Below are 16,846 nucleotides of genomic sequence, written 5' to 3'. Positions count from 1 at the left end.
TCCCTGCCGCCAAGGGGAGAAGCATCGGTGAGTCGGCGCGCCGACCGGGCTTCCAGGGCATGCCCTGGAAGCCCGGTCGTCACGAAAACTGGGGAATTTTCAAATGCCATAACTGGGGAGATTTAATCCGCCACTGACAGCGATCCCGCCGCGGGCCGGGCTGCTGCTCGTCGGCGACGTGGACCAACTCCCCTCGGTCGGGCCGGGGCAGGTGCTCGCCGATGTCATCGCCTCCGGCGCGCTGCCGGTCGCACGGTTGACCGAGGTCTTCCGGCAGGCGGCGGAGAGCCGGATCGTCGTCAACGCCCACCGCATCAACCGCGGAGAGATGCCGGAATGGCCCAAGCGCGAGGAGACGTCCGATTTCTATTTCGTCGAAGCCGGCGATCCGGAAAAGGGCGCGGCCAAGGTCGTCGAGATCGTCCGGGACCGCATTCCCCGGCGCTTCGGCCTAGATCCCGTCGCCGATGTGCAGGTCCTCTGCCCGATGCAGCGTGGCGCCCTTGGGGCACGGTCGCTCAACGCCGATCTCCAGAAGGCCCTCAACCCGAGCATGGCCGAGAAGGTCGAGCGCTTCGGGTCAAGCTTCGCGCCCGGCGATAAGGTGATGCAGACGGAAAACGACTACGACCGCGAGGTGTTCAACGGCGATCTCGGGCGCATTCTCCGCATCGATCAGACCGAGGGCAACCTGTGGGTCGAATTCGACGGGCGCGAGGTCGGATATCCGTTCGGCGAACTCGACACGCTGGTTCCCGCCTATGCGACGACGATCCACAAGTCGCAGGGCTCCGAATATCCCGCCGTTGTCATCACCCTCGCGACCCAACACTACACGATGCTGGCGCGCAACCTCGTCTACACGGCGGTCACGCGAGGCAAGCGCCTTGTCGTGATCGTCGGGCAGCGGCGCGCCCTCGCCATCGCCGTGCGGACACACGGGCGGAAGCGGAGGTGGACGAAGCTGAAGGAGTGGCTCACGGCGACTTGAAGACGCAGGGCGAAGGCGAATGGCTGCCTTCGCGGCTTCTGGTCTGCGTCCTTGGGGGCGCCTAGATGATCAAAGCCGAACTTAGACCGGCGTCCTGGAATTCGAAGACAAGAGTCGGAGTGGAGTTAAATCTTGGACAAGAGCGTTATCATCGTTTGCCCCCGGTGTGGCAGCCTGAACAAGGCGCCGGACTCCAAGCTTCGTCCCGGCAATCTCCCGAACTGCGGTCGGTGTCATGCCCCTCTGTTCGACGGCCACCCGGCCGACCTCGCGAGCGCAGAGGACTTCGATCGAATGATCGGCAAGACGGAGCTTCCGGTTTTGGTCGACTTTTGGGCCGGATGGTGCGGGCCGTGCCGCGCGATGGCTCCGGAATTCGAGGCCGCCGCGCGCGACCTTGAGCCGATGGCGCGCCTCGCCAAGCTCGACACCGAGCGCGTCCCCGAGATCGCCGCCCGCTTTGGTATCCAAAGCATTCCGACGATGATCCTCTTTTCGCGCGGACGCGAGATTAATAGACGAAGCGGGGCCCTTGGCCGCAGCGCGATCATCGCCTTCGCACAAAGCGCAAGCTGATTGAGGCGGTTGCCGGTCCTGCGCGGGGAAATGAAAAGCGCTCAAGCGCTCCCCGCGCCGGAGCATGCCGTGATTTCGACGTCGAATTTCAGGAAGCGGTCGAACAGCGGCGTTTTCCGGTAGAGATGTGTTTCGACCCATTCATGCGTCTGGGACTTCTCCGCACTGCGTTCAAGTAGGCCGAACCAGAACAGTGGCCGCAGGACGCGGGCCTCGAAGGCCAGCGAGCCGCGGTCCCAAATCCCCGGCTCGACGACTTCCGCCGTCGGCACCGCGCAAAGCCGCGAAAGCCGTTCGGGCGTCTGCCAAGCCCATGCGGCCACAGCAAGCGACCACAGAACGATGCCGATGTCGCCTTGCGGCCAAGAGCCGAGCAGCCCGCGCCCGAAGTAGGACAAATCAAGGCGCCAGAGCGCCGTATGGAAGAGGATGGCTTGCAGAGGGCCGAACCGCCGCTGGGATAAGAGTTCGCGCGCCGCTGGCGTCATCGCGAGCGCGCCTTTACGGCGACGGAGCAAGCCGGCGTGCGCCGCCGTGATTCGAATGAAATGCAGAGGCATGAAATCCGGCTCGTTGACGACCTTGTAAAAACCGAGGGTGCTCGCCTTTTCATATCCCGGCCACTCGAAACGATCCCGCATGTCGTCGACGACCGCTCTGGCGAGATTGCCCGTGGCGGTCAATTTCAGCCCGTTGCCTTTCGATGCTGCTTCGAGAAGGATAATCGCGTTCCGGAGGACCGGGGACATTTCGACGTCCGCCTCCGTCAAGTCCGGCGAGATCCGCAGGGCGCCGTGCCGGTTCAACGGCTCCTCGCGCAGGGCCTCGAGACTTCTCGGATCCAGCGACAGCCACGCCGGCTCCACAACCCCAAACCATTCCGCCGCGTCGGGAAGGTCCAGTAACGACTTGAACAGCTTGTTATTTGGGACCACGCACGCCTCCATTCTCGCAATGGAGCGGGTCGCTCCCCACGACGGATCCTGATTGAAGGCTTCCCGAGGGGCAAGAGGACGACTTCGACGTGGGGGGAGATGGGGGTGGAGCCCCGGCGGGCCAGGTTGAAATCGGCGCTTTCCCGGTCTGGGGTTGGTTGACGGTCGGTATCGATGCCGGTTCGAAGCGCTGTCCGAGTTCGGGATTGGCGGGACGCATCAAGGACGAAACGGGATCGAATCGCGGCCTCCAAATCGGCTGGAATAAAAGGTGTCAAATTCGTTTCTTGAGAACGCCGGCCACGGCGTTGAGCTATCCGCCCAGCATCATCCAGCTTTGGCGCCCACATGCACCGCCAGCCACACCGTCGGCTCGTTGGCGTCCGTCCATTCGACACGATGCCGAGCATGGGCCGGGATTTCCACATAGTCGCCCGGACGCAGGATCCGCTGCGCGGCCTCGCCCTCGAACAACAAGCCCGCCGAGCCGCTCAGCAGCACGACCCATTCCGCCTGCTCTTGGTCGTACCAGAAGCCAGGCTGGCTGGCCTGCCCGGTGGAGACGATCTGCTCGATCCTCGCGCCGGGAAACTCGGCCAAGATCGTGACCTCTTCATCGATCAAGCGTTCGGGCACGTTCGCAAACAGGTTCCTGGTGGCGAGCATCGGCTTCCTCCCTACGGCTGCATTCCCCTCAGGCGCCCCCTGGGCCTGTCAAATGGAAGTAGTCGCTCCTTCCGGTGAGCATCAGGGCCAGCCCGTCGATGGCGGCCACCACCGTGGATGACGAGAAATAAAGCGGACCTGAGATCTCCATGCGCGCCTGTTCGCGCGCGATCGTCTCCCGGCAGCCGCCCATCGCCGCCAAGAGGCGCTCGCGGTCCACAAAGCGATCCGATCGGCGGTTTAGTCTTCGGGGCATGGACATAGCCTCTTTTGTTCTGTATTCGTTCTTACGCGAGGAGGGCGGCCTCCGGAAGGGCGGGGGATCGGATTGCCGAAAGGGAAACGAGTTTGCGCCTGTCTCGCGCTGGCGTTTGCCTTGCACGGGCTCCTTGCCGTCTGCACGGCGCCGGCCCGAGCCGCCGACGTCGAAATCCATTACGCGCCTGCCGAGAACATCGAGCGCGTGGACGTCGGCCTGCTGCGTTCGGCCCACACGAAGATCGACATGGCGGCCTATTCGCTGACCGATTGGCCGGTCATCGACGCGCTGATTGACGCCCACCGGCGCGGGGTGGTCGTTCGCATCGTGCTCGACCCCAGCCAACAGCATGCCCTCGACCGCCTGCGCGAGATCACTGGCAACATCCGCATGAAGGCGCCAGGGCCCTACATGCATCTGAAGTCCTATGCGATCGACGGCCGGATCCTGCGCTCGGGCTCCGCCAACTTGTCGGCCTCGGGTCTCAAGCAGCAGGACAAGGACCTCGTCATCTTGCGGGAGTCGGCCGCCGCCCACGCCTTCGAGGCCCGCTTCGAGCAGATGTAGGCAGGCGCCCATCCGCTGCCGGCCCCCGGCAATCAATTCGCGCATCCCGCTGCCGCCCCCGCGCCGAAGCGGGATAACTCGGTCGCCTCGGGTTGCCTGATCAAAGGCACTCTCGGCCGCAATGGCGAGCGCATCTATCATGTGCCGGGGGATCGCACATATGATCGCGTGCGTATGGATAAGTGGCCGGACAAGCGCTGGTTCTGCACCGAGGAACAAGCGGTCGCCGCCGGGTGGCGGAAAGCCTCGAGTTGGTAGCCTCCTACCAAACGAAGGGCACGAAGCGGTATCTGACCTTTTCCGCGTAGGCGGCGTATTCGGGGAACCGCTCCGCGAGCACGCGCTCCTCGAAGACCGAACGTATGGCGAGCAGGATCACCAGCAGGGGCGCGAAGACGAGCCCGTAGCACGAGCCGAGCAGCAGCGGCGTCCCGAGCAGAAATAGGATCGCGCCGCCATACATCGGATGGCGCACGATGCCATAAGGACCAGTCGTCACAATCCTCTGTCCGCGCTCCTCCTGTATCCTGACAACCGGCGCGGCGAAGGAGTTCTCGGCCAAGACGCGCCAGATGATCGCGTAGGACGCCAAGATGCAGACGGCGCCCACAGCCTCGGCCCACGCCGGCAGGACGGTCGCTCGCCAACGGACGGCATCGAGACCTATGACAACGAAGGACGCCAAGTAGAGCGCGAAGAACAGCGACAGGATCGCCTTGTCCCATGCGGGTTGACCGGTTTGGAAGGGCGGGGACAGCCGCTCCCTCAAGAGATCAGGATCGTGACGGGCGAACCAGAGCCCCGCGGCCGCGCCGACCCCTCCGACGATGCCCAGGAAGATCCAAGCCTCCGGCCACGCGATCGTGCCAGCCGGCACGAAAAGGAGAGCGGTCATGCCGGCGAGCCAGACGGATGTCTGGAGGAAGAGTCGGATCAGCATCGCTGCAACCTTGGCGTGAGTAAATGTGAACAAACTCCGGGAGCCCTTGCGCGCCCCCGGCCGGCGGGAGAATGGATTCAGGTCGTTAAGCGCTCCATGGCGACCGCATTCCGTGGAATCGAACAGCCGAAAGATAATGCCTTTTTACATCGATTCGCCTTCCGCTTCGTCGCGATCCTGACGCCGCTCGTCTTGGCGGAAGCGCTCGGCATTCTCCATGTCGATGCGTTTTTGATCGTCGCGATTGGCTTGATCGAGCACGCGGCGCTGTTCAAAGCGAAGGGCTTGGATGGACTCGCTTTGCATGGGGTCCGCGGGGATTTCGCGAGCGGGACTGTTATCCATGGCCCGCTCCGCTTCACGCGCCGCACGCGCTTCCTCGGGAGCGCGGTACGGCGCTCCTTCCGTTCCGGCTGCGGCGTTGGTTTCGTGAGCTTCCGTGGCGCGTGCCGCCTGGTGGGTTTCTCGTTGCGCCTCTACGTCGACGCGCTCGCGGATGCTGTTGAGCTCGATCGCGCGCTCGGCTGGCGTCGTGTTGAGGATTGGCGGGTCGGCGGGTCGTTGATGTTCCGTTTCCGAAAGGGGGGCAGATTTCACAGGCGCGTCTGTCTCTTTGCCTTCGGCTCGTTCTTTTCCTTCGGCGATGCTCGCGCCCTGCGATTCAGTCTTGGCGCGAAGTTCACGAATGCGGTCCTGCAATTCAGGATTTGTGATCTTGTAGCCATTCTCCGCGGCAAGCAGGGCGACGGTTTCCTTATATTCGTCTCTTCCGCTGACGCTCAGCGTCTCCCATTTTTGAGAGGCGAGCTTCAGAGCCGCATTGACGCTCTCCCCGTTGCTCCAATCGCGAATGTCGAGCTGTTTGCCGCTGTCGACGAAAGCAAGAGTCTGGAACGCGCCAGTCTCTCGATCATGGCGCTTGTAGTGGATCTCCGTCCCCTTCTTCTCATTGGTGAACAGAGCGCCGACGTTTCGTGGCTCGGGCTCCACGAAACGATCGCCCTCGATCTGTCCTGGATTACGTTCCAGTCGCTCCTGCTCTCTGGTTGCCCCCTCGGCGCGAGCAAGAATGTCGCGCGAGCGCCGCATCAGATCATTCTTGACGGCGCCCTCGGGCAGATAGCCGCCTAGACGGTCCATGGCGTCAGCCATATTGCGCCTCGCGGCTTCCATCGTTTCGGCTGTTCGCATGGCTTGATCCTCCTTGGAAACCGTTGGGCGTTCTTGCGATGTCGGCGTCAGCGCTGCGTCGACGCGTCGTTGGAAAGGCAACACGGCGGCTTCGTCGATCCAGTCGACGGGCTTGCGAAGCGCGCCGAGGGCAGGGGGCACGACGAAGACTTTCGCCGGTAGCTCGCGTGACGGGCGCAATTCCGCAATCCGCTCAGCGGGAACATCCAAATAGACAAGCCGCGAGGGCCCACTTTTCGCGGCATAGACCTCCGCAAGCGCGCGATCGATGGAAAAGAGGGGCGCGCGGTGGGAACCATCATTCGCCGCCTCGACGCGATAGAGCCGCACCGCGCCGGCCGCATGCGGCGGAATAACAGCCGCCCGGCGGCGCGCGGCCAATGATTTCCATTCGGAGGCCGCCTCGGCGGCGCGGCGACGGCCCTCTTCGCGCGTCGGGCGGTGAATTTCGCGGTTTTGCACCCGTTCGACGCGCCGCCGGACGCTCACGGGCGCAATGCCGCGCTCGACCATTTTCGCGTCCTTGAGCCGATAGGAGGGCGCGTGAGCCTGATCGAAGCGCCGAACGGCCTCCATGGGGATATGACGTTTGCGCGCTTCCTCGGCGAGCGTCTGACGCCACCGATTGAAGTCCTGAATTCCGGGATGCAGCTTCTCGCCCGTGGCGCTCGTTAGCCTCACGGCGGCATGGACATGAATATGCCGCCTGTTCGTGTGCATCACGAATACATATTCATGCCCCCTGAACTCGCGCGCGAGCGTCGCGCGCGCGGCGTCCATGAACGCCTCCTTGTCGGTCCCTGGCTTCACGCTCAAAATCACATGGGCGAAATCCCGCGGGCTGCTCGATCTCATGGCGGGTCGCCAAGTCTTGGCAATCTCCAGCGCCGGGTTGAAATTTTTTGGCTTCGGGCGATTCGCGTTGCTCGGCTGTTTTGCGAAGTGGCGATTGGCGGCCTCCTCCAGACTTATGCCGGCGTCGGTCTCCGCAGGAAGCGCGCCCGCCTTGGTGAGCGCCGCAAGTTGGGTCGTCGCGCCCTCGACGCCATGCGCCCAAACGGGCGCCGAGAGATCGACGTCGCGGCCAAAGGCGTCCTCGATCTTGTCGTGAAAGCAATGAAGAGATTTCGCGTTGGCGTAAATCCGCCCCTTTTTTCCATATTCGTCTCTACGGGCGCCGGCGGCGACACCAACGAGATGCACGAGCGTGGTGTCGTCGCGCTCCTCTAGCCTCCAGGCGTAACGATGGCCGTCGAGGGCGCCCGCGAGGCCGACCCGCGCTTCATCGGGACCGAGCCTGCCCTCGAATGTGAGCGTGACGCGGAAAATATCGTTCGAAGGCTCGCGCGCCTCGTCATCGCGCCAGTGCGCGGCGAGATCGTCGACGGCGGCCTTGCCGGTCACGAGAGTCCCATCCTCGCGTTCCAGGGTGAGCTGGCCCTTATCGCTCTGATAATTAAGAAGCGAGGCGGCGCGCGCGCTCCCTGAGCCGTAGCTCGCGAGCTTTACGACGGCGGCTTGCGAACCGGCGGCGAGACCGGCCTTGGCGGCGATCGACGCCGCGGCGCCTGAAGCTCCAGAGGAGGCGGCACCCGCGGATAGAAGCGTCGCATCCGGACGAGGCCCTGGAGCCGGGCGAATTGCCGGTTCCCCGCCGCGCCCGCTTCCCGGCCGGCGCAGGGCCCATTCGTCTTCGAGTTTCTCGCCGGCGCCACCCGACAGAGCGCCCGGTCCGGTATAGGGCAGGCCGTTTGCAGGGGATCGAGCCAATTGCGACTTGCGGGCAGGGGAAACGCCCGCCGCTTCCGGAGGCGCCCCAGAATCCACTGCCTCGATCAGCGCCCGTCGTTCGCGGAAATCCCTTGCCGTTCTGATGCCGCGCAAGCGGTCCGACAGGGGACGCAGATCATAAGCGGCAAGATCGATCATTTCGAGCGCCCAGCGACTGCAGCTTCCGCGCATCGATAGGATTTGACGCAAAGCGACCGATACAGCCGATCGAGTTCGCCGATGGCCCGGCTGACCGCTTCCAGATGGCCCTTCATATCTTCGCTCTGGATCACATGTCCCGCATTCATGTGATGGACGGCCTGATTGAGATTATTGCCGACGGCGCGCATTTGCCTGGTGAGCGCAATGACCTCCGCGCGGGCCTCCCCGGTGAATGTCGGTCCCAATAGTGCGGCGGACCTCGCCAGGCGCCGCAACGCTTCGCTCGGGGTCACATTCAAGGATACGCAAAACTCCCCAAAGAGCGCGTGTTCTTCCGCGCTCATTCGGACGCTGCGCGTCACTGCCTTACGGCGGGAACCCGTCTCCTTGTCCGTCATGTCTCAGCTCTGCCGTGAGGGTTCGGTTTGGCTAGGCCAAACTGCAGGACCCCATGATAGCCCGCCCGGCGAGGGCACATAAGAAAATGTGCTACATTTTCGGTATCCTGCCAAGACTAAAACAACATACGTCGCTCAATTTCACTCACGTTTCATTTATTATCTCGCTTTTTATTGCATATCGTATTGATGCACTGTTTGCATAACTTTGCACTATTCTCATCTGTTTCTTCCCACATTCCACGTACGTTGCATCGCGCATGCGCATAATCTCTACGAATTGCCCCCTATTTCTCCAAAATTGCGTCTCTTCGCATAGGTATCCATGCCAATCTGCATCCGAAACCGCCCAATCTCACTCGAATCCCGCACGCTGTAAGCGTTTGCACGGCGTTCTCTGTCGCATCTCGCCGATTTTCACGGCTTCTCATTCATTCTCACGGCTTCTCATTCAAATGGATGAGATTGCGCCTGGTCACCAGCATCGCTGCTGGCCACGCCGCGTTGCAGCCATCGCCATTTTATTATATTTTGCGCGCATGGGATTCGAGGACCAACAGGAACGGCTGAAGCGACGGCTGGACGCCGCCCCCAAACGGGAGCGCGCCCCACGCGTCGCCTCGCTCCTTCGCGCCATGCGCGACGAGATCGCGGCGGTCGCCGAGGAAAAAAACCTGTCCTACAAGGACATACAACAGATGCTCGCCGCCGACGGGCTGGCCGTCTCCATCTCGACCTTGAGCCGCCATCTCGGCGCGAAGCGTAAGGGGAGGGAGAGGGATCGGACGGCGGCGACCAGCGCGACAAACGCGACCGATAAACCTTCGTCGCCGGAGTCCGAACAGCATTCCAGGGCGCCAGGGATCGCGCCGACGAACGCCGGAAAGAGAAAGGCGGGCGGCGAAGGTCGTCCGATTCCTCCGATGCCCAGCCCATTCCCTTCCACGATTGGCGCGACGAAGCCCAAGGGGTCGCCGGATGCGACCGTTCCCCGCGCGTCATCTTTCCCAATCCGGCGAGACCGTGAACGAATCTAGGAGCGCGAGCGATGAGCAAGGCGATTTACGTGGTGGGCGGAAGCAAGGGTGGGGTGGGCAAATCGCTCGTCACCATGGGCCTCGTCCACAATCTCACCCAAAGAGGCGAGGACGTTTTCGTCATCGACGCAGACACCTCGAACCCCGACGTGTTCAAGTCATATGAGAACGAGGTCGTCTGCGAACTCGTGAATTTGGACGAGGCGGACGGATGGATCCGCTTCGTGAACATCTGCGACGAATACAAGGGCAGCAGCGTCGTCGTGAACACGGCGGCGCGCAACAACGTAGGGGTCGCGGCATACGGTCGAACACTCAGTCAGTCCCTTGAGGAGCTCGAGCGCCAACTAGTGACGCTCTGGGTGATCAATCGTCAGCGCGACAGCCTGGAGCTGCTGCAGGACTATATCGACGCGATTCCGAACTCGACGGTGCATGTTCTGAAGAACGGCTACTTCGGAGCCGATTCGAAATTCGAGCTCTATAACGGCTCCGAGGTGAAATCCTCGGTCGAGAAGCAGGGCGGCCGTTCCCTGCTGTTTCCCGACATGGCCGATCGCGTGAGCGACGATCTCTACAGCAATCGCTTGAGCATCGCGCGCGCCTGGCAAACGATGCCGATCGGCAATCGCGCCGAGCTGCGCCGCTGGCTCGAAGAGGTCAGCAAGGTGTTCGCGCCGGTGGTCGATAATGAATGAGACGACTGCGCCTCTATCGAGCTTCGAGCGCATGCTGGGGCGCGCCGCAACCGAGCGCGAGCGGGAGCAGCTGCGACGGGCTCAAGCCGCGCTGGGTCTACGGGAAAACGACGCGCTTTGGCTCGTGATCTTCGCCCTTCAGTATTACGAAGGACTTTATCGGCAATTTCCAAAAGCGATAGCGGCGGAAGCGCAGCGCGTTCTCTCGGAAACGCGCACCACGGCTGAAGCGGCGATTCAAGCGAGCGCTGAGTCGGCGAAAGCGGACTTGGCGAAAGCGATCGCGACGGCGGCGCGAGATGTGGCCCGTGACGTCGCAAGGCGGCAAATGATTCAATGGCTCGTCGTCGGAATGCTCGTCGGCGCATGTCTCTTTAGCGCAGGGGCCTATGTCGGCGCTCGCACCGGATTCTAAGGGACGCTGCAACGCTAGAAAATCGATGGCAAGTAGCCGTGATTGGAGTTCCGTCTGAGCAATTCGGGCAAGATGGCCGACATGCGCCCGCTGCGCGTTTTGCCATATCGCGATCGCGATTGACCCCTTGGGCGGAAAAGCATATGTCTATAGCATATGCTTGGAGGTCGGCATGGGCGAGGCGCGGCATGTGAAGCTATTCAGAAACGGTCGTAACCAGGCGGTGCGAATTCCTGTCGAGTTCGAGCTGCCTGGCGACGAAGCGATCATGCGCCGCGAGGGCGACCGTCTGGTGCTCGAGCCGACGCGTAAGCGCGGCCTATTGGGGCTGCTCGAGACGTTGGAGCCGCTCGATGAGACTTTCCCCGAGATAGAAGACCGTCCACCCGCGCCGGAAAAGATATTTTGACCCGCTATCTGCTGGACACGAACATCATTTCCGATTTGATCAGGAACCCGAAAGGCAAGGTCGCGAAGCATATCGCGCGAGTAGGGGAGAAGAACGTTTGCACGAGCATCATCGTGGCCGCCGAGCTTCGATACGGCTGCGCGAAGAGCGGCTCGGAACGGCTCTTGGAGGCGGTCGAGGGCCTCTTGGGAGAGCTAGACGTGCTGTCTTTGGAAGGACCTGCCGATGCGGAATATGGGAGGATTCGCGCCGAGCTGGAACGAAAGGGAAGCCCAATCGGAGGGAATGATTTGCTGATTGCGGCCCATGCTCTAGCGATCGAAGCGACGATCGTGACCGCCAATGTGGATGAGTTCGCCCGAGTTAAGGGGCTGAAAGTGCAAAACTGGCTTTTGTGAAGGGGGCCCCAAGGAGGGGCTACGCGAAATCAGCGCATTGCAAATGAAATCCAGCACTGAGCTCCTCGCCAGTCAAGCCCGAGGGGGCGTGGCAGCCCCCTCGAAGATCCGCGTCAGCGGCGCTGCCGGCCCCGCGACTTCGCGGCTTCATCCGGCTTTTCCTTCTTGTCGGATTTCGCCGTCAAGAGCGAGAGCTCGTTCACCGCGAAGGTCTGACCGTAGTGCGTTTCGCCCTCTTTCTTCCATTCGGCCTGGAAGGGGGTGGAGCGGACGAGAACGAGGTCGCCGGGCTTGAGGCTTTCGGAGGCCCACTTGAGCAACCCGCCCTGGCGCTCGAAGATCGTGTGCTCGTTCCAGTGCGTGCGCTCGACCCAGGCGCCTTCGCCATTCTTGTAGTTGGCGTTGGAGGCGATTCTGACGATCAGGTTCTTACCGATGCTCTTGACCGAAGCGACGTGGCCGATCTGGTTCATTTCACAAAGATGCGCCATTTTTTCTCTCCATCGTTTGGGGTCGTCCCCGTTGCGATGGCGGTCGTTATTCGACGGCTGAGAAGACTGCGGAACCGCAACGCGGGCAAGCGAAGCGCCGCGCGCTGACCGTGACGATGAATTTTGCTCCGCGAGGAATTGCCGCAAATCGGCAAGGGGAAAATTCTTCGGCGCAGGCGCCGAAGCAGGATTCGCCGTCGATAGACCTAGCCATTATCAGCAACGGGGCGCTCCCCGAGGCGTGAGAGAGACTGGCGCGCGTTTTTTCAACGAATGAACCCAATCTCGTGACATGCCGCCTCAAGGGCAAGCGGTCGAATGACCGATCAATAGAGCTTAACCGCCACCTCAACCCTGCGTGCGTCGGCGAGAGAGCGCTAGTAAATGGCCACACGACGCTTGGGCCCTGTAAGGCAGTAGAGTAGACCATCTGGAGCAGCCCTTACCCCTCCCGCTCGTCTGGCGCCGAATCTCCCGCCTGGACCAATCATAGAAGGATTTCGGGTGAGCGCAGGCCCAAGCTAGGTTTGTGGGTCAGCGAGCTCGCTTACTCGAATCGTGGAAGAAAAGCGACCACCTGAACCCCCGCATCGGAGCGGAACCGATCTTGGCGACATTGGCATCTTGGAGCTTCGATCAGCGGGAACGATCGCCAATCGGAACCTGGGACTTCCGCGACTTTCGCAGTGGTGCGATGCGCCGGTTCTAGCGCTTGTATTTCCGTTCACTGGACGCCGGCTTGTTGCGAAGGCGAGAGCCGATCGACGACGTTGGCGATGATGTCGGTTATGTAAACGGTCTGGCCGTCCTTTTGATAGCTGCGTTCGGCGACGCGACATTCGGCGTAAATCGGATCGCCCTTCTTGACGTTCTCAACAGCCCATCTCGCGATCTTCTCGTTCAGGATCGTCAGGGTAACCCAGTCCGCGGCCTCCTTTTTCTCGCCAGTTTGCCGGTCGTTCCAGGCGCGATTTGTCGCGACGCTGAATTTGGCGACCTTGCCGCCATCGAAGCCCTTGGCGTCGGCGCCGACATAACCCCGCACGATGAACAGATTGGTGCTGCGCATGTGTTTTTTTCTCTCCCGTTTTCGCCTTAAGAAATCCGCCGCCCCCCGCTACGACTCCGCGCTTGGGACTTGGTTTTCCAAAAATAACATTTTATTATATTTTGCAAGGATAGGGAATTGCGGCCACTCTCGTTTGACCGGGTCTACCAAGAAGGCCGTTTCTCGTTCCAGGCGCCGCCGGCGCGATGATGCGAGGGAGACGCTCAATGCCCGCCGCTGGCTTCAGCGGAGGACAGCGTGACTCATGCGCTGGCGAAAGAACGAAGTGGGAGGACGGCTCCAAACCACGGTCGGTGCGCGGCTTGCCTGCCAGCGCCATACGCGAAGCATGTTGCGGGCGTTCGACGCACCCTTGCGTTGGGTACGGGAGACTTCCCGTCCGGATCAGAAAATCCTCCCGTCCGGGTCAACTGGATGCGAACCTGTGGTGTAGGCAGGTGAAAAGGGTTGCCGGCGTATCGTGCAAAGATTCTGCCCAAGATGGGCGCCGTTCATCCACTTTATAAACTTTTGGCAGTTTTTCTGCCTGACCCCCGCCGCGGAATGGCCGCAACTTGGCCTTAGGCAATCTGGAGAACCGCTCGTTTTCCCTTAAGTCAGGGGCTGCCATTTATGAACGTTCAGGTGTTTACATTTCCCACCGGCGTGGTTCGGCAGGGAGAGGTTTGGTGCGAACCGCTCAAAATTTATTTTCCTCAGATCTACCGAGTCATCAGGAAGAACGTGTCTCGGTCCTCAGTGTCGCCAAGCTTCAATGAGAGACCTGTAGCATGTGACTTTTCTCTCTTCAATCTCAAGAACGCCGTCACGGGATCCATCCCAGTACGTCACTTATCGCCCTCGGACGATCGCTCGCTGATCGTTCGTCACCATTGGTCAAAGTCACTTGCGAATGCCTACTTGCAGGGCGTCGAAGACATGGATTCCGACCAGCCGTGCAGAGGGATCTATGAGACGGAACGGGCAATTTTCACGATCGTGAAATGTCGAACTCGCAAGAGCTGGGCCGGCCCGATGATCTTTTACCTTGCCGACGGTTTCGTGGACGACTCAGACATTGGGGTCCAAATTTGGGAAAAGTCCGTAGGGGTCGACGGCGAGCTACGCGCGTCCGATATATTTTTTGACGAGGACTGAGCCCGATTGCTCGAGCTTTGCCATGCACGACACATCTCGGGAGACGAGGAGGCTTTTCGCGAGATGATCGACGAACGTGTATGAGACCGATTACCGCGCGCCTTAGATGCCGCTAGGATTCTTAATTTATTGGCAAGTATTTTCTAATAAATTGGCGGTCGCGTTGATTTTGGCCCTTGGCATCGTCACGGGAATCTCCGATGCTAATAGACACGCGGCCGTCATCTAACCGTATGCGATCACATGAATAAAAGGCAGGTGGACGGGAAGACTCGAGGTCGGAAAACGGCGAAGCCGACAGGTGATCATCGTCGGTTGATGGTAAACTCGATTGAGGATCGACTCGCCTCTCCGCACTTGGAACGGTTGGCGAAGAACCTGATTGCGCATTTGGAAAAGAGCGGAATGACGAAGCCTGAATTTGCCGAGTCGATCGGCATGTCGGGCTCCCAGTTTCGTTATGTTCGCAGTCGAGCCGCGAATCCCTCGATCGAAATGCTTGCAAAGATTTCCGCCAAGCTGAAAACGCCTCTTTACGAGCTCTTAGAGGACTGTCAACTCGGGCATCGTCGCAACTTGTCCGCGAAGCAGATGACGAGAAACCTTTCGATGATCGTGAAGAGAAAATACATTGAGAGCGGATTGGATAAGGATCAATTCGCGAAAATTATCGGAGTCTCCCTGCCGCAATTGTATCTGATGTTGCGGGGGGACTCGAACCCATCGCTACTCGTTGTCGTCGAGATTGCGAGAAGACTAGGCATCGGAATGTGGGAGCTGTTGGGAGTGGAGCCGATGCAGGACGAAAAACCCGTGACTCGCTAGGAAGGGTCGAGGGATAGACAAACTCGCGCGTCTTCCGAGCGCCCCCGGTCTCATGGCATTATCCAAATGGGTTAGGAAGACCCACCAGACCCGATCGCGAAAGCAGCTCGCGGGCGAGCGCGGTCATACGCTGCAGACGCGCCGTCTCGACCGCGCTCTCTCGTGGACCATCGGCGCTGAAATCGACAAACTCGAGATCAAACACGCCAAGCTTGGTCGGGCGCGGCGACTCGCTCGCCGCCGCCGCCGCCGCCGGGGCAGCGCAAGCAAGCCGATGACTGAGATCGGATTGTCGGAGAAGGCCAAGCCTCATTTTGGGAAAGGCCAAGCATAACAAGGTCGAAAGGCGACCGAATCACGTACCGTTGCGCGGGCGTCAGAAACTTTTAAAAATGAGTTGAGCCGCCTCGACGGGGTGAGCACCGAGACGTTATCTATGTGTGGCGTCGGACCCTTCTCCGGCCCAGCCCAAAAGCCGAGGAACCAAACATTGCAACGCCATTCGGACCAACCTCGCGGGAGCGCTCAACCAAGCCGCCGCGTGGTGCTCGGCGCAATTGGCGCGATCCCCATTTTCGCGGCCTCCTCCCTCCGTGCGCAGGTGGATCGAGCTCAAGACGATTCGACTTTTCAGCTGCGTGGCGAGGCGGGAGAGCCGCTGCGCAATTTCCACATTCCTTCCGAGCTCGACCCCGCCTCGCTGCCCGGAATCATTTGGAAGGGTCGTCGCGAGGGCGACGTGATCGTTTACGAATTTTTTGACTACAACTGCCCCTATTGCCGGAAGGCTGCGCGCGAGCTTGCAGGCATCGCGGCGAGCGACCCGAATTTGAGGTTAGGTCTCATCAACAGCGCCATTCTGTCCATCGGATCGACGCAGGCGGCAAAGGTTCAACAAGCCGTGCTGAGGCTGTATGGTCCGGCGAAGGCGTACGACTTTCACATGAAATTGTACGAAGTGCGGGGCGCAATCACGGGAACGACGGCTCTGGCCGTCGCCCGTGCCATGGGCCTCGACGCGCGCAAGGTGGAAGAATCGGCGGATAGCGAAACAGTCGGTCAAGTCGTCTCGCGCCAGACGCGCCTTGCGGAGGCGTTGGGCCTTGCGATGACGCCCTCTTTCATCGTCGCGGGCACGGCGATCCTCGGCTGGCCAGGCGCAGAGGCCTTGCGCGATATCATCAAGAACGCGCGCAAATGCGATCGGCCGGTTTGCGATGGCAAGCAGTGACCGCCGGCTTCGCGCCGCCTTGCTTGCGCCTCCTCCGCCACTGCGACATCGGCTTGTAGTTGAGGATCGGATTGCGGGGCGTGAGGTCGAGCTGCGATCGGCGAATCATTGCACACAGGCGCTCTAGAAAAGCGCACAGTCGTGTTTTAACTCGTGATGCCCTTAAAAATGAAACACGGGCCGCTTCACTGTCGCGTCACCGTCTGATAAGCCGCACCGCGATGGCGCGGGCGATGAGGGTGCTATCGCTCTCTTTCTCATTTACGCGAATGACGCGCTATATTAGGCCGCTCGACAACGAGATGAATGTCTGGAGTCTCGCCGTGGAGCCCTGCACGATCGCGACGGGAACTGAATCATGCGGCTCACTGCTTTCGCGGTTTCTGTCGTCATTTGCCTTTCGATGGCGCTGACCGAAGCGTGGCTGCTCGTCGCACTGGTCGCGCCCACCGGCGACGCGATCCAGCGGCCCGTGTTTTGGCGAACGGCGGACGAGATGAACGACTGAGAGCATTACCAGCAAGCCTCATGCCAAGGCGCTTAGAGGGTGTTATGCACCTTGGAGCATGAATTCTGCGGCGCGCTTGAGCATGAGACATGCGAAGGCGACGACGTGGAGGCCTGCGAGGGTCTGAGCATAGCGCTCGTAATCTTTGACGAGCCGCCTGCATCGTGTCGCCC

Annotated in this window: 20 protein-coding genes and 2 pseudogenes; 13 read left to right on the top strand and 9 right to left on the bottom strand. The window is 61.1% G+C overall.

Features of this window, described 5'->3' with window-relative positions; translation table 11 throughout:
* Window positions 1–133 precede the first annotated feature (133 nt).
* Window positions 134–991: pseudogene (locus tag ACR652_RS23410) on the top strand (ATP-dependent DNA helicase); the annotation flags it as partial.
* 132 nt (window positions 992–1,123) lie between these two features.
* Window positions 1,124–1,567 carry a thioredoxin gene (trxA, locus tag ACR652_RS23405; RefSeq protein ID WP_434508889.1) on the top strand — a complete coding sequence of 148 codons (444 nt, stop codon included), beginning with the start codon at window positions 1,124–1,126 and terminating at the stop codon, window positions 1,565–1,567.
* 41 nt (window positions 1,568–1,608) lie between these two features.
* Here the strand turns inward: trxA and ACR652_RS23400 are convergent, their stop codons facing one another.
* The 3 genes from ACR652_RS23400 to ACR652_RS23390 all read right to left on the bottom strand — a co-directional run bounded on the left by ACR652_RS23400 (window position 1,609) and on the right by ACR652_RS23390 (window position 3,430).
* Window positions 1,609–2,502 carry a hypothetical protein gene (locus ACR652_RS23400; protein WP_434508888.1) on the bottom strand — a complete coding sequence of 298 codons (894 nt, stop codon included), beginning with the start codon at window positions 2,500–2,502 and terminating at the stop codon, window positions 1,609–1,611.
* A gap of 327 nt (window positions 2,503–2,829) precedes the next feature.
* The gene (locus ACR652_RS23395) at window positions 2,830–3,168 is read right to left on the bottom strand and encodes a cupin domain-containing protein (RefSeq protein ID WP_434508887.1); all 339 of its coding nucleotides are present in this window, start codon (window positions 3,166–3,168) and stop codon (window positions 2,830–2,832) included.
* A gap of 28 nt (window positions 3,169–3,196) precedes the next feature.
* Window positions 3,197–3,430, bottom strand: a complete 234-nt coding sequence (locus ACR652_RS23390) for a hypothetical protein (protein WP_434508886.1) — start codon at window positions 3,428–3,430, stop codon at window positions 3,197–3,199.
* Between the two features lie 114 nt (window positions 3,431–3,544).
* Here ACR652_RS23390 and ACR652_RS23385 point away from each other — a divergent pair, with 114 nt between their 5' ends.
* Window positions 3,545–3,994, top strand: coding sequence for a phospholipase D-like domain-containing protein (locus ACR652_RS23385; RefSeq protein ID WP_434508885.1), 450 nt, complete (start codon window positions 3,545–3,547; stop codon window positions 3,992–3,994).
* Between the two features lie 15 nt (window positions 3,995–4,009).
* Complete coding sequence (locus tag ACR652_RS23380) at window positions 4,010–4,252, top strand: sunset domain-containing protein (RefSeq protein ID WP_434508890.1); 243 nt, start codon at window positions 4,010–4,012, stop codon at window positions 4,250–4,252.
* Window positions 4,253–4,256: 4 nt separating this feature from the next.
* On the opposite strand, the gene ACR652_RS23375 is transcribed toward ACR652_RS23380, so the two are convergent.
* The 3 genes from ACR652_RS23375 to mobC form a co-directional block, all read right to left on the bottom strand.
* A complete protein-coding gene (locus tag ACR652_RS23375) occupies window positions 4,257–4,934 on the bottom strand; it encodes a methyltransferase family protein (RefSeq protein WP_434508884.1) in 678 nt (225 codons plus the stop codon).
* A gap of 144 nt (window positions 4,935–5,078) precedes the next feature.
* Complete coding sequence (locus tag ACR652_RS23370) at window positions 5,079–8,054, bottom strand: LPD7 domain-containing protein (RefSeq protein WP_434508883.1); 2,976 nt, start codon at window positions 8,052–8,054, stop codon at window positions 5,079–5,081.
* Complete coding sequence (gene mobC / locus ACR652_RS23365) at window positions 8,051–8,401, bottom strand: plasmid mobilization relaxosome protein MobC (RefSeq protein ID WP_434508882.1); 351 nt, start codon at window positions 8,399–8,401, stop codon at window positions 8,051–8,053. The genes ACR652_RS23370 and mobC overlap by 4 nt, the downstream gene beginning before the upstream one ends.
* Before the next feature lie 689 nt (window positions 8,402–9,090).
* On the opposite strand from mobC, the gene ACR652_RS23360 reads away from it, so the two are divergent.
* The 5 genes from ACR652_RS23360 (at window position 9,091) to ACR652_RS23340 (ending at window position 11,412) form a co-directional block, all read left to right on the top strand.
* Window positions 9,091–9,492 (top strand): hypothetical protein, encoded by a 402-nt coding sequence (locus tag ACR652_RS23360; RefSeq protein WP_434508881.1) that lies wholly within the window; start codon window positions 9,091–9,093, stop codon window positions 9,490–9,492.
* An 11-nt stretch (window positions 9,493–9,503) separates the two neighbouring features.
* On the top strand, window positions 9,504–10,190 hold the full coding sequence (locus ACR652_RS23355) for a P-loop NTPase (protein WP_434508880.1): 687 nt from the start codon (window positions 9,504–9,506) through the stop codon (window positions 10,188–10,190).
* A complete protein-coding gene (locus tag ACR652_RS23350) occupies window positions 10,183–10,605 on the top strand; it encodes a hypothetical protein (RefSeq protein WP_434508879.1) in 423 nt (140 codons plus the stop codon). Before ACR652_RS23355 ends, ACR652_RS23350 begins: the two co-directional genes overlap by 8 nt.
* A 172-nt stretch (window positions 10,606–10,777) precedes the next feature.
* Window positions 10,778–11,014 carry an antitoxin gene (locus ACR652_RS23345; RefSeq protein WP_434508878.1) on the top strand — a complete coding sequence of 79 codons (237 nt, stop codon included), beginning with the start codon at window positions 10,778–10,780 and terminating at the stop codon, window positions 11,012–11,014.
* Window positions 11,011–11,412: a type II toxin-antitoxin system VapC family toxin gene (locus tag ACR652_RS23340; RefSeq protein WP_434508877.1), complete on the top strand. Its 402-nt coding sequence runs from the start codon at window positions 11,011–11,013 to the stop codon at window positions 11,410–11,412. The genes ACR652_RS23345 and ACR652_RS23340 overlap by 4 nt, the downstream gene beginning before the upstream one ends.
* A gap of 113 nt (window positions 11,413–11,525) precedes the next feature.
* On the opposite strand, the gene ACR652_RS23335 is transcribed toward ACR652_RS23340, so the two are convergent.
* Window positions 11,526–11,903: a single-stranded DNA-binding protein gene (locus ACR652_RS23335; RefSeq protein ID WP_434508876.1), complete on the bottom strand. Its 378-nt coding sequence runs from the start codon at window positions 11,901–11,903 to the stop codon at window positions 11,526–11,528.
* A gap of 724 nt (window positions 11,904–12,627) precedes the next feature.
* A complete protein-coding gene (locus ACR652_RS23330) occupies window positions 12,628–12,972 on the bottom strand; it encodes a single-stranded DNA-binding protein (RefSeq protein WP_434508875.1) in 345 nt (114 codons plus the stop codon).
* A gap of 612 nt (window positions 12,973–13,584) precedes the next feature.
* On the opposite strand from ACR652_RS23330, the gene ACR652_RS23325 reads away from it, so the two are divergent.
* The 4 genes from ACR652_RS23325 to ACR652_RS23310 all read left to right on the top strand — a co-directional run bounded on the left by ACR652_RS23325 (window position 13,585) and on the right by ACR652_RS23310 (window position 16,673).
* Window positions 13,585–14,109, top strand: a complete 525-nt coding sequence (locus ACR652_RS23325) for a hypothetical protein (RefSeq protein ID WP_434508874.1) — start codon at window positions 13,585–13,587, stop codon at window positions 14,107–14,109.
* 243 nt (window positions 14,110–14,352) lie between these two features.
* Window positions 14,353–14,934, top strand: a complete 582-nt coding sequence (locus ACR652_RS23320) for a helix-turn-helix domain-containing protein (protein WP_434508873.1) — start codon at window positions 14,353–14,355, stop codon at window positions 14,932–14,934.
* Window positions 14,935–15,331: 397 nt separating this feature from the next.
* Window positions 15,332–16,165 carry a DsbA family protein gene (locus ACR652_RS23315; RefSeq protein ID WP_434508872.1) on the top strand — a complete coding sequence of 278 codons (834 nt, stop codon included), beginning with the start codon at window positions 15,332–15,334 and terminating at the stop codon, window positions 16,163–16,165.
* A gap of 358 nt (window positions 16,166–16,523) precedes the next feature.
* The gene (locus ACR652_RS23310; protein WP_434508871.1) at window positions 16,524–16,673 is read left to right on the top strand and encodes a hypothetical protein; all 150 of its coding nucleotides are present in this window, start codon (window positions 16,524–16,526) and stop codon (window positions 16,671–16,673) included.
* Window positions 16,674–16,715: 42 nt separating this feature from the next.
* Here ACR652_RS23310 and ACR652_RS23305 read toward each other — a convergent pair.
* Window positions 16,716–16,846, bottom strand: a pseudogene (locus ACR652_RS23305) (IS5/IS1182 family transposase); the annotation flags it as partial.

Origin of the sequence: Methylocystis sp. (assembly GCF_051061225.1) — a bacterium.
Lineage (GTDB): Bacteria > Pseudomonadota > Alphaproteobacteria > Rhizobiales > Beijerinckiaceae > Methylocystis.
The sequence above is the reverse complement of the archived record's forward strand: the minus strand, read 5'-3'. Positions and strand labels throughout refer to the sequence as shown.

What these genes read in the sequence shown, in the direction of transcription:
- ACR652_RS23395 (WP_434508887.1), bottom strand. Translation starts at nt 3,168, where the DNA reads ATGCTCGCCACCAGGAACCTGTTTGCGAACGTGCCCGAACGCTTGATC.
- ACR652_RS23390 (WP_434508886.1), bottom strand. Translation starts at nt 3,430, where the DNA reads ATGTCCATGCCCCGAAGACTAAACCGCCGATCGGATCGCTTTGTGGAC.
- ACR652_RS23375 (WP_434508884.1), bottom strand. Translation starts at nt 4,934, where the DNA reads ATGCTGATCCGACTCTTCCTCCAGACATCCGTCTGGCTCGCCGGCATG.
- ACR652_RS23370 (WP_434508883.1), bottom strand. Translation starts at nt 8,054, where the DNA reads ATGATCGATCTTGCCGCTTATGATCTGCGTCCCCTGTCGGACCGCTTG.
- mobC (WP_434508882.1), bottom strand. Translation starts at nt 8,401, where the DNA reads ATGAGCGCGGAAGAACACGCGCTCTTTGGGGAGTTTTGCGTATCCTTG.
- ACR652_RS23360 (WP_434508881.1), top strand. Translation starts at nt 9,091, where the DNA reads ATGCGCGACGAGATCGCGGCGGTCGCCGAGGAAAAAAACCTGTCCTAC.
- ACR652_RS23355 (WP_434508880.1), top strand. Translation starts at nt 9,504, where the DNA reads ATGAGCAAGGCGATTTACGTGGTGGGCGGAAGCAAGGGTGGGGTGGGC.
- ACR652_RS23350 (WP_434508879.1), top strand. Translation starts at nt 10,183, where the DNA reads ATGAATGAGACGACTGCGCCTCTATCGAGCTTCGAGCGCATGCTGGGG.
- ACR652_RS23345 (WP_434508878.1), top strand. Translation starts at nt 10,778, where the DNA reads ATGGGCGAGGCGCGGCATGTGAAGCTATTCAGAAACGGTCGTAACCAG.
- ACR652_RS23335 (WP_434508876.1), bottom strand. Translation starts at nt 11,903, where the DNA reads ATGGCGCATCTTTGTGAAATGAACCAGATCGGCCACGTCGCTTCGGTC.
- ACR652_RS23330 (WP_434508875.1), bottom strand. Translation starts at nt 12,972, where the DNA reads ATGCGCAGCACCAATCTGTTCATCGTGCGGGGTTATGTCGGCGCCGAC.
- ACR652_RS23325 (WP_434508874.1), top strand. Translation starts at nt 13,585, where the DNA reads ATGAACGTTCAGGTGTTTACATTTCCCACCGGCGTGGTTCGGCAGGGA.
- ACR652_RS23320 (WP_434508873.1), top strand. Translation starts at nt 14,353, where the DNA reads ATGAATAAAAGGCAGGTGGACGGGAAGACTCGAGGTCGGAAAACGGCG.
- ACR652_RS23310 (WP_434508871.1), top strand. Translation starts at nt 16,524, where the DNA reads ATGCGGCTCACTGCTTTCGCGGTTTCTGTCGTCATTTGCCTTTCGATG.